This window comes from Bradyrhizobium sp. SHOUNA76 (assembly GCF_023006445.1).
Classification (GTDB): Bacteria; Pseudomonadota; Alphaproteobacteria; order Rhizobiales; family Xanthobacteraceae; genus Bradyrhizobium.
Map to the genome: position 1 here is coordinate 1 of NZ_JALBHA010000245.1, position 9110 is coordinate 9110.

Sequence of the window (9110 nt, forward strand, 5' to 3'; positions counted from 1 at the left end):
CCACGGCTTCGCCCGCGACAGCCGCGAAACCGAGCCCGGCAAACACCTCGCGGCCGCCGCGCACGCAGGCGACCCCGTGTCCGGAGAGCCGCATCTCGCCTCGTTTCAAGTCACTCAAAGCCGGGCCTCAGGAAAACTTGGGGTAGCGCATGGGAATTTTTGGCTCGCGATTGCTGCGGCACGATTGTGGCTGTGGCGGTGCGGTTAGAAAGCTTCTATAAGCCCGGAACTACTTGATGCAGCAACTCAACCTGCCCCTGCAAGCGGCCCAGCCTGATACGCTGACGGTGTCAAGATACCCTGCCGGGTATAACTAACCATTGGGATTTCCTACATGACCTCGCTCGACAGCTTCAAATGCAAAAAGACCCTCAAGGTCGGCGCCAAGACCTATGTCTATTACAGCCTGCCCACGGCCGAGAAGAATGGTCTGAAGGGAATTTCCAAACTTCCCTATTCGATGAAGGTCCTGCTCGAGAATCTGCTGCGCAACGAGGACGGGCGTTCGGTCAAGAAAGAGGACATCGTCGCCGTCTCGAAATGGCTGCGCAAGAAATCGCTGGAGCATGAGATCGCTTTCCGCCCGGCGCGCGTGCTGATGCAGGACTTCACCGGCGTGCCCGCGGTGGTGGACCTTGCCGCGATGCGCAACGCGATGCAGAAGCTCGGCGGCGATGCTGAGAAGATCAATCCGCTGGTGCCGGTCGATCTCGTCATTGACCACTCCGTGATCGTGAACTTCTTCGGCGACAACAAGGCTTTCGGCAAGAACGTCGCCGAGGAATACAAGCAGAACCAGGAACGCTACGAGTTCCTGAAGTGGGGCCAGAAGGCGTTCACGAACTTCTCCGTCGTGCCGCCCGGTACCGGCATCTGCCACCAGGTCAATCTCGAATATCTCTCCCAGACGGTCTGGACCAAGAAGGAGAAGATGACGGTCGGCAAGAAGACCGGCACCTTCGAGGTCGCCTATCCCGATTCGCTGGTCGGCACCGATTCCCACACCACCATGGTCAACGGTCTCGCCGTGCTCGGCTGGGGCGTCGGCGGCATCGAGGCGGAAGCCTGCATGCTCGGCCAGCCGCTGTCGATGCTGCTGCCCAACGTCGTCGGCTTCAAGCTCAAAGGCGCGATGAAGGAAGGCGTCACCGCGACCGACCTCGTGCTGACTGTGACGCAGATGCTGCGCAAGCTCGGCGTCGTCGGCAAGTTCGTCGAGTTCTTCGGCCCCGGCCTCGACAATCTCTCCGTCGCCGACAAGGCGACCATCGCCAACATGGCGCCCGAATACGGCGCGACCTGCGGCTTCTTCCCGGTCGATGCCGCCGCGATCGATTATCTCAAGACGTCGGGGCGCGCCGCGCCGCGCGTCGCGCTGGTGCAGGCCTATGCCAAGGCGCAAGGGCTGTTCCGCACCGCCAAGTCGGCCGATCCGGTGTTCACGGAAACGCTGACGCTCGACCTTGCCGACGTCGTGCCGTCGATGGCCGGTCCGAAGCGTCCTGAAGGCCGCATCGCGCTGCCGTCGGTTGCCGAAGGCTTTTCGCTTGCGCTCGGCACCGAGTACAAGAAGGGCGAAGAGCCGGCGAAGCGCTTTGCCGTCGAAGGCAAGAATTTCGAGATCGGCCATGGCGACGTCGTCATCGCCGCCATCACCTCCTGCACCAACACCTCGAACCCGAGCGTGCTGATCGGTGCCGGCCTGCTGGCGCGTAATGCCGCCGCGAAGGGCCTGAAAGCAAAACCGTGGGTGAAGACCTCGCTCGCCCCGGGCAGTCAGGTCGTCGCGGGCTATCTCGCCGATTCCGGTCTGCAGAAGGATCTCGACAAGGTCGGCTTTAACCTGGTCGGCTTCGGCTGCACCACCTGCATCGGCAATTCCGGTCCGCTGCCTGAGGAGATCTCGAAGTCGATCAACGACAACGGCATCGTCGCGGCTGCCGTGCTCTCCGGCAACCGCAACTTCGAAGGCCGTGTCTCGCCGGACGTGCAGGCGAACTATCTGGCGTCGCCGCCGCTGGTCGTCGCCCACGCGCTCGCGGGCAGCGTCACCAAGAACCTCGCGGTCGAGCCGATCGGCGAGGGCAAGGACGGCAAGCCGGTGTATCTCAAGGACATCTGGCCGACGACCAAGGAGATCAACGCCTTCATGAAGAAGTTCGTGACCGCGTCGATCTTCAAGAAGAAGTATGCCGACGTGTTCAAGGGCGACGCCAACTGGCGCAAGATCAAGACCGTCGAGAGCGAGACCTATCGCTGGAACATGTCTTCGACCTACGTGCAGAACCCGCCTTATTTCGACGGCATGAAGAAGGAGCCGGAGCCGGTCACCGACATCGTCGAGGCGCGCATCCTCGCCATGTTCGGCGACAAGATCACCACCGACCACATCTCGCCGGCCGGCTCGATCAAGCTCACCTCGCCCGCGGGCAAATATCTCAGCGAGCATCAGGTGCGCCCCGCCGACTTCAACCAGTACGGCACGCGCCGCGGCAATCATGAAGTGATGATGCGCGGCACCTTCGCCAACATCCGCATCAAGAACTTCATGCTCAAGGGCGCCGACGGCAACATTCCGGAAGGTGGCCTCACCAAGCACTGGCCCGACGGCGAGCAGATGTCGATCTACGACGCCGCGATGAAGTACCAGCAGGAGCAGGTGCCGCTGGTGGTGTTCGCCGGTGCCGAATACGGCAACGGCTCCTCGCGCGACTGGGCTGCCAAGGGCACGCGGCTGCTCGGCGTGCGCGCCGTGATCTGCCAGAGCTTCGAGCGCATCCATCGCTCCAACTTGGTCGGCATGGGCGTGTTGCCGCTGACGTTCGAGGAAGGTACCTCCTGGTCGTCGCTCGGCCTCAAGGGCGACGAGAAGGTCACGCTGCGCGGCCTCGTCGGCGAACTGAAGCCCCGCCAGAAGCTGACCGCGGAGATCGTCTCCGGAGACGGCTCGTTGCAGCGCGTTTCGCTGCTTTGCCGCATCGATACGCTGGACGAGCTCGACTACTACCGCAACGGCGGTATCCTGCACTACGTGCTGCGCAAGCTCGCGGCCTAAGCGCGGATTTGTGAACGGTGGCTCACTGCGAAGTGAGTAGAAGGTTAAACGAAGGCGGCCTATCACAAGGCCGCCTTCGTGCGTTTGCGGCATGCTCTAGATGGGCCCGCCCGGCGGAAAACCTCCCTTTGGACGGTTTGCCTGGGCGGTCGAGTGTGTCGCGCCCCGTAAGACTACGGTGACCATCCGGCGATAAGATCTCCCTTCCCACGAGCAATGGTGTGCGGCGTTCGACATGACAACAATGACGGCTTCTCATCTGGTTTCACGTTGGTCCGGTGCCCTCTGGTCGGGCGCTATCGGCATCTGTGCGATCGTCGCTGTCATCCGTCCTGCGCAGGCTGATCCCCGCGCCGTTGTCGAATTGTTTACTTCGCAGGGCTGCTCCTCATGTCCGCCCGCCGACCAGATCATCGGCGATCTCTCCAAAGACCCGTCGATCATCGCGCTGAGCATGCCGATCGATTATTGGGACTATCTGGGTTGGAAGGACACGCTGGCGGATTCGCGCTTCTCTGCACGCCAGCGTGCCTATTCGCGCATGCGCGGCGACCGTGAGGTCTATACGCCGCAGGTCGTGGTCAACGGCTCGACTCACGTCATCGGCAGCGACCGTACCGGTATCGAGAATGCCATCGGCAAGACCGACAAGGGCGCCGGCGTGATGAGCGTGCCGGTGACGATGTCGCTCGCGGGCAAGCAGATCAACGTGTCGGTGGCCGCGAGCAACGAGCCGGCAGCCTCGCATGGCGAGGTCTGGATCTGTTCGATCGCCAAGTCGGTACCGATCGCGATCACTCGCGGCGAGAATCGCGGGCAGCAGGTCACCTATCACAACGTGGTGCGCAACCTGCTCAAGGTTGGTGACTGGACCGGGCGTTCGGAAAGCTGGACGGTGCCGATCGAGAACCTCACGCGCGACGGCGTCGACGGCGCGGTGGTCTACGTCCAGGATGGCAGCCGTGAGAAGCCCGGCCCGATGCTGGGCGCGGCGTACACGTCGCTGCACTGATTCGAATTTCTCTCTAGCGCTACGCCCGTTCTAACTCCTCATGGTGAGGAGGCGCGTTGGCGCGTCTCGAACCATGAAAGGCCCGCGCTGATGCAGCGTCGCCTTTCATCCTTCGAGACGCGCGCAAGAGCGCGCTCCTCAAGATGAGGAGAGCGAGTCTTCGCGCGGATGTTTGGAGAGAAGGTCGGTCGCGGCCGGAAACATTCCGACACAAACAAAAAAGGACCAACTTGCGTTGGTCCTCCTTGTTGCGCGTACAGACCCGATCCTGTTCGACCCCGGGGGGCTGGGGGCTGAGGAATCCGGAACCGAAAGGACCGGGTCAACGCACATGAGTCTTTTCGCAATGCAGGGCGGCAGTCGCTGGGCGGAAAAGCGGCGAGAGTATGATTCCTGCTAACGATCCCGTGACGGTTTGCCGCGAGGAAGTTCCACTCCTGCGTGTGCGCCAATTCCAATAAGTTGAGCAGGCGAGTTCCATCAAGAGCCTTGCGGCGGGGAACGGTTGGCGCAATCATATCACTGTCATGATCCGCGGCTCCGGGGACGGTTTTCGCGGAGGCGATCATGCCATGCGACGAGGAGGCGCGCTTCCCATGAGTCTGTCGGAGGATGCTGATCCGAGCGAGCAGCGCGCGGCGGCGCGTCCTGTCGCAGCCAGCGCCCAGCAGCCGAACCGGGTCACCTTCAACCGGCTCGAGCTGCACCGCATTCTCAATCTTTACGGCCGCATGGTCGCCGACGGCGAGTGGCGCGATTATGCCATCGACTTCCTCAGGGATCGCGCCGTGTTCTCGGTCTATCGCCGTGCCTCGGAAGTGCCGATCTATCGCATCGAGAAGGATCCGCGGCTGGCGCGCAAGCAGGGCATGTACAGCGTGATCTCGGCGACGGGCTTGATCCTGCGCCGCGGCCACGAGCTGGAGCGCGTGCTGCTGGTGATCGATCGGAAACTGGCGGTGGTCTAGCCACGCGTCCGGTGCCGTAGGATGGGCAAAAGCGCAACGCGCCGTGCCCACGTCCTTTCTCGATCGCCGCAAATCGTGGGCACGCTACGCTTTGCCCACCCTGCGGCAGCGATGATGAGACGAGGTCTTCGTAGCCCGGATGAGCGAAGCGACATCCGGGACCCTTCTTGCACCGTTCCCGGGTATCGCTGCGCTCACCCGGGCTACGGGAGCTGACCGACCCTACTTCCCCGGCACCGTGCTCGCGCCCTCGCCGAGGTCGCGCTGCATCATCACCGTGTCCAGCCAGCGGCCGAATTTCAGCCCGACACTGGGATGCGTGCCGATCATCTTGAAGCCGCCTTTGGTGTGCACGCCGATCGAGCCGGCATTGGCGGAATCGCCGATCACCGCGATCATCTGGCGGAAGCCGCGCGCCTCGCATTCGGTGATCAGCCGCTCCAGCAGCAACGAGCCGACGCCGCGACGGTGGAAGGAGGGGTCGAGATAGATCGAGTTCTCGACCGTGAAGCGATAGGCCGGCCGCGGCCGGTAGGCGCCGGCATAGGCATAGCCCGCGACGCGTCCGTCGAGGATGGCGACGAAATAGGGATAGCCGCCGTCGACCAGCGCGCGATAGCGGCGCGTCATCTCCGAGAGTTCTGGCGGCTCCAGCTCGAACGTCGCGGTGCCCTCGCGGACGGCCTGCTGGTAGATGGCGGTGATGGCGGGAAGGTCGGCCTCGGTGGTGGGCCTGATTTCAGGTGCGGACATGGGTGCGAGATTAGAGCCTTCCCGCGGGCGCTGGAAGGGGCAACGACGCATCCACATGCTCCGTCATTGCGACGAGGCAATCCAGAGATGCGCCCGCGGAGGCGCTCTGGATTGCTTCGCTGCGCTCGCAATGGTGGTGTTTGTGGGGGCAGCCGGCCCCCAAACAAAAACCCCGGCCTTTCGGCCGGGGTTCATGCCGTTCACTCGGTTGATCGCTTAGTCGCGCTGGCCGAGGAGCTGCAGTAGCAGCGTGAACAGGTTGATGAAGTTCAGGTACAGCGACAGCGCGCCGGTGATGGCCGCACGCTCCGCGATCTCACCGCCGGCCGAAGCGTAGCCGTAGATGTAGTCGTTCTTCAGCCGCTGGGTGTCCCAGGCGGTGAGGCCCGCGAACACCAGCACGCCGACCACCGACACGATGAACTGCAGCATCGAGCTCGCCAGGAACAGGTTCACCAGGCTCGCGATGATGATGCCGATCAGGCCCATGAACAGGAACGAGCCCATCCCGGTCAGGTCACGCTTGGTGGTGTAGCCGTAGAGGCTGAGCGCGCCGAAGGTCGCCGCGGTGATGAAGAACACCCGAACGATCGAGGTGTGCGTGAACACCAGGAAGATCGACGACAGCGAGATGCCCATCAGCGCCGCGAATACCCAGAACAGGATCTGGGCGGTCGAGGGCGCGAGACGGTTGATGCCCGCCGAGATCACGAACACCATGGCGAGCGGGGCGAGCATGAACAGCCACTTCAGCGGGCTGACGAACATCGCGTAGCCGAACGGCGTCAGGAACAGCTTGCCGACGCGGACGGCGTCCGCGGTCGGCACGTCCGTCACGGCAGCCATGTAGACGCCGAGCGCGGCAAGGCCGGTGATGGCCAGGCCAATGCTCATGTAGTTGTAGATGCGCAGCATATAGGCGCGCAGGCCGGCATCGACCGTCGCGGCGTCAACACGCCCGGCGGCCCTGCCGAAAGGAGAAGCGTAGTTACGGTCTAGGTCCGACATGGTCGAATTCCCGTTGGTTGGTCCGGTCCGGCATGAGGGTCGCCACGCCGCCGGTTCGTCAAATTCTATCTCGGATACCGACGCCAACCGACTAAATTTTGGCTAACAATCGGGGCTCCGAACCCATTCGATATGTGGGAAACTAACACATTCGCTGCAACCTTCCACGCGCGGCTGAATGTCGCCCTTGGCGGCAATCCTGACGCGAGCCTGACGAGCGGTGTGGTTAATTGCGGAAACCGGGGGGATTCCGCCCGGCTTTATCCTCCGCTTCAATTTGTCACAAATTCCGCAACACCGTGGCGGGCTTTTTGTTCAACGCCAGCAGCGTGCCGGCAAGCCCGAGCCCGACCGTGACGACCAGGGCGGCCGCCACCACGCCCGCCGCGCTGCCGGCCTGCCAGACGAAGCTCAGCGTCATCAGCCGAGTCACGATCATCCAGGCCGCGATGCTGCCGGAGATCACGCCGAACAATGCGGTGGCGAGCCCGATCAGGAGATATTCGAGCGCATAGGCCCCCAGCAGCCGCAGCCGCGTCGCGCCCAGCGTCTTCAGGATCACCGCATCGTAGACCCGGTGGCGATGGCCGGCGGCGAGCGCCCCGCCCAGCACCAGGATCGCCGAGATCAGGGTCACGGCGCTGGCGCCGCGAATGGCCAGCGCCAGATTGGTCACCACCGAGCCGACCGTCTCCATCACCTCGCGTACGCGCACGCTCGTCACCATCGGGTAGGCGTCGGCGACCTGCTTGATGATCTTACCATCGCCTGCCGCATTTCCGCCCGCTTCCGTCAGCGTCGCGATGTGGGTGTGCGGCGCGCCCTTGAAGGCGTTCGGCGAGAACACGAGAACGAAGTTGATGCCTAGTCCCTGCCAGTCGATGGTGCGCAGATTGCCGATCTTGGCCGGAATGTCGCGGCCGAGCACATTGACCACGACCTCGTCGCCGAGCTTGAGGCCCAATCCGTCGGCGATCTTCTTCTCCATCGAGACCAGCGGCGGGCCGGAATAGTCCGCGCTCCACCATTCGCCCTCGACCACCTTGGAACCCTTCGGCAGCTCGCCGGTATAGGTCAGGCCTCGGTCGCTCTGCAGCACCCATTCGGAATCGGTGGTCGGCTTGAGCTCCTCGGCGCGAACGCCGCGCGCGGCGACGATGCGTCCGCGCAGCATCGGCACGTCCTCGACCTTCGCACCCGGCGCGATCTGGCGCAGATAGAGGTCGAACTGCTCGGCTTGCGTGCTCGGAATGTCGATGAAGAAGAACGACGGCGCCTGATCGGGGAGCGCCGCGAGGAACTGCCGGCGCAGATTGCCGTCGATCTGGGTGATGGTCACGAGCACGGCGAGCCCGAGCCCCAGCGACAGCACGACGGACGGAGTCAGCGCACCCGGCCGGTGGATGTTGGCGATCGCAAGCCGCAGCATCGGCAGCCGTGTCCGCGGCAGCCGCCGCGCGGTTCCCATCAGCAGGGCGGCGATGCCGCGCAGCAGGGCGAACACGACGACCGAGGAGGCCACGAACACCGCCGCGATGCGCTTGTCGAACGACAGCCCGATCACGACCGCGATCAGCAGGGCGATTACGACGCCCATGAACACGAGGTAGCCCACGCGCGGCCGGTGCCATTCCGAGCTGATGGTGTCGCGGAACAGCGCGGCCACGGGCACGTCGTGGACACGCCCGAGCGGCCACAGGCCGAAGGCTAGCGCGGTCAGGAGGCCATAGACGAACGACAGCGCGAGCTCGTCGGCATGCACGGCCGGCACCACCGGCAGCGGCAAGAGCTTGCCGAACAGGCCGACGATGGCGAAGGGCATGGCGGCGCCGAGCGCAAGGCCGATTATCGAGCCGATGCCCGCCAGCAGAAGAACCTGCGCAAGATAGATGCCGAACACGTCGCGCCCGGTGGCGCCGACGGCCTTGAGGGTCGCGATCACTTCGAGCCGGCGGTCGATATGGCTCTTCACGGCATTGGCCACGCCGACACCGCCGACCAGCAGCGCGGCGAGGCCGACCAGGGTCAGGAACTGGGTGAATCGGTTGATGTTGCGCTCGAGCTGCGGCGAGGCGTTGGAGCGGCTGCGGATCTCCCAGCCGGCCTGCGGCGCCGCGCTGCGCGCATCCGCGATGAAGGCTTCGGTGGCGCGCTCGTTGTTCGCAGCATCCGGCAGCTTCACTCGATAGACCCAGCGCACCAGGCTGCCGGGCTGGATCAGGCCAGTGGCCCGCAGGCCCGCCTCGCTGATCAGGAAGCGCGGGCCGAAGCCGATGCCGCCGGCGAGCTTGTCGGGCTCGGTCTCGACCGTGCT

The 9110-nt window shown here is 64.2% G+C and carries 6 protein-coding genes and 1 pseudogene; 3 read left to right on the forward strand and 4 right to left on the reverse strand.

Annotated elements, in window-relative coordinates:
* Positions 1 to 94 (reverse strand): annotated as a pseudogene (locus tag MOV74_RS22695) (heme ABC transporter ATP-binding protein CcmA); the annotation flags it as partial.
* A 240-nt stretch (positions 95 to 334) separates the two neighbouring features.
* Between MOV74_RS22695 and acnA the strand changes: the two are divergent.
* The 3 genes from acnA to MOV74_RS22710 all read left to right on the forward strand — a co-directional run bounded on the left by acnA (position 335) and on the right by MOV74_RS22710 (position 5035).
* A complete protein-coding gene (gene acnA, locus MOV74_RS22700) occupies positions 335 to 3055 on the forward strand; it encodes an aconitate hydratase AcnA (protein WP_246927137.1) in 2721 nt (906 codons plus the stop codon).
* Positions 3056 to 3290: 235 nt separating this feature from the next.
* On the forward strand, positions 3291 to 4067 hold the full coding sequence (locus tag MOV74_RS22705) for a thioredoxin family protein (protein WP_246927139.1): 777 nt from the start codon (positions 3291 to 3293) through the stop codon (positions 4065 to 4067).
* A gap of 596 nt (positions 4068 to 4663) precedes the next feature.
* Complete coding sequence (locus MOV74_RS22710; RefSeq protein ID WP_246927141.1) at positions 4664 to 5035, forward strand: DUF2794 domain-containing protein; 372 nt, start codon at positions 4664 to 4666, stop codon at positions 5033 to 5035.
* A gap of 222 nt (positions 5036 to 5257) precedes the next feature.
* Here the strand turns inward: MOV74_RS22710 and MOV74_RS22715 are convergent, their stop codons facing one another.
* The 3 genes from MOV74_RS22715 to MOV74_RS22725 all read right to left on the reverse strand — a co-directional run.
* Positions 5258 to 5788, reverse strand: coding sequence for a GNAT family N-acetyltransferase (locus MOV74_RS22715; protein WP_246927143.1), 531 nt, complete (start codon positions 5786 to 5788; stop codon positions 5258 to 5260).
* A 216-nt stretch (positions 5789 to 6004) separates the two neighbouring features.
* The gene (locus tag MOV74_RS22720; protein WP_246927145.1) at positions 6005 to 6796 is read right to left on the reverse strand and encodes a Bax inhibitor-1/YccA family protein; all 792 of its coding nucleotides are present in this window, start codon (positions 6794 to 6796) and stop codon (positions 6005 to 6007) included.
* A gap of 280 nt (positions 6797 to 7076) precedes the next feature.
* Positions 7077 to 9110: ABC transporter permease (locus tag MOV74_RS22725; RefSeq protein WP_246927154.1), on the reverse strand; the 2034-nt coding region annotated here is incomplete at its 5' end.